The following is a 1,637-nucleotide window of genomic DNA, read 5'->3' on the forward strand; positions in this document are numbered from 1 at the left end:
ACGTGTTGAATTTTGCTAGCGAGAGAGTGTTCAACTTTTTAAAATTCCACTTTTTTTCAATTTTAAAGAACATTAAATCGCAATTTTTTTATTCCCACGTTTGAGTGAGCACAGTTTTTTGCAACGTGTTTGTATATGGTTTGTTGCGTGGTTTAAGCACTAAATTTAGCAAATAAAAACCGAATAGAAAATCCGAGAGGATTTTCGTAAGTAGGCTAGAACTAGCAATAAATTATATACGGTGTTGGCAATAGTTATTATTCAAATTGGATAGCAACTTTTTCCGCTATTCGTCTTAATAAATACAAATAAGGAAGTAATAATTCATTATTCCTTTCGGTAGGTAGAATTACTGTATTTTCTCTGCTTTCTCTCAAGTGCACTATTACATTTCTAATTTTGGAAATATTATTTAAAATATCATTTAAGATTCCATTTGCTCCAGATTCTACAGCTGATATATCTTTAAATAGACCACTAATTTTTAAACCACCATCAAATACAATTTTTTTATTTAAGGATTCCTCGTTTTCTTTTAATTCTAATTCAATGTCTTTAATTGAACAAAATCTTTTTATTGTTTTATCAATTCTTGTTTTGTCACTTGTTTTATGAATATTAAATCGTTCAGATAAAACCTCCATAATTTCTTTAATATAATCGTTAGCATTTAAATTAATATCTGGTCGTTTTAAAATTTGTCTCAACTTTTGGTCATCTTCACTTTCAATATGATAATAAGCCGCATATTCTAAAATCTGATAATAGAATATAAATTCTAAACGTATATCTGTTGTCTTGCTAGCGACACTTAAAATATCCAATAGAGTTAGGTCAATCGAACTTGCATTTATTTCTGTTGGGAAAACATCAAAAAGTGTGTAACAAGGAACCTTTGTTTTAAAATCAATTTTGTCAGTATTAAAAACTTGAATTAAAGGTGTTTGTCTGTCGTAATAAGATAAATAGAAATTTAAAGTTTTTGCGAATTTTATTTTATCCTCAATATCATTAATGTCTCCTTTAACATAAAATGAATATGGCAATCTATCTTTGAAATATTCTTTAACATAGTCAGCTTTATCTTTAGAATAATAGTCTTTAAATTGACGTAAATTTCTATAAGATGTTTTAGTTTCAGATTTTAATAAACGAAAAGACTCAGCAAAAAACTTTAAATATCTTGAAGATTTCTCAAACGAGCAATCATATTTTTTTCCCTCGTAGATAAAGTCAAATTTTCTTTTTATAATTTCCTTATCCTTTTTCTCAGGTGTATAAATAAATTCCCAAATATTATTTTTTGTATCTAAGATTGAACTAAATTCTTCCATCAGAATTATATTCGAAAAGGAAGGTATTCTTTTCTTTTTGGAAATAACAAGAGCGAAAGAGGAATCATTCCAAGCATTTAAAACTGCATAGGTTTTAGAAAACTCTTTTAATTCTATTTCAGGATTGTTTTTCTTTAATGTTTCTAAACTTTTATGCATTTCTTTCTAATTATTGCCAACGTGTTTGTGTTATGGAAAGTTGCGATTTTGTGCCATCGTTATTTTCCGCAGGAAAATATAAGATTGCAAAAAAGCAACTAACTTTGATTAAGCTAAAAATAAGCAATTTTTTATACACGGTGT

Annotated in this window: 1 protein-coding gene; it reads right to left on the reverse strand. The window is 27.2% G+C overall.

Going from position 1 to position 1,637, the window contains the following annotated elements; all coding sequences use genetic code 11:
• Positions 1 to 257 precede the first annotated feature (257 nt).
• Entirely contained in the window at positions 258 to 1,493 is a 1,236-nt protein-coding gene (locus tag FP421_RS09580) for a hypothetical protein (protein WP_159950005.1), read from the reverse strand.
• Positions 1,494 to 1,637: the final 144 nt, after the last annotated feature.

Origin of the sequence: Polaribacter septentrionalilitoris (genome assembly GCF_009832745.1) — a bacterium.
In the GTDB taxonomy this organism is placed as follows: Bacteria; Bacteroidota; Bacteroidia; order Flavobacteriales; family Flavobacteriaceae; genus Polaribacter; species Polaribacter septentrionalilitoris.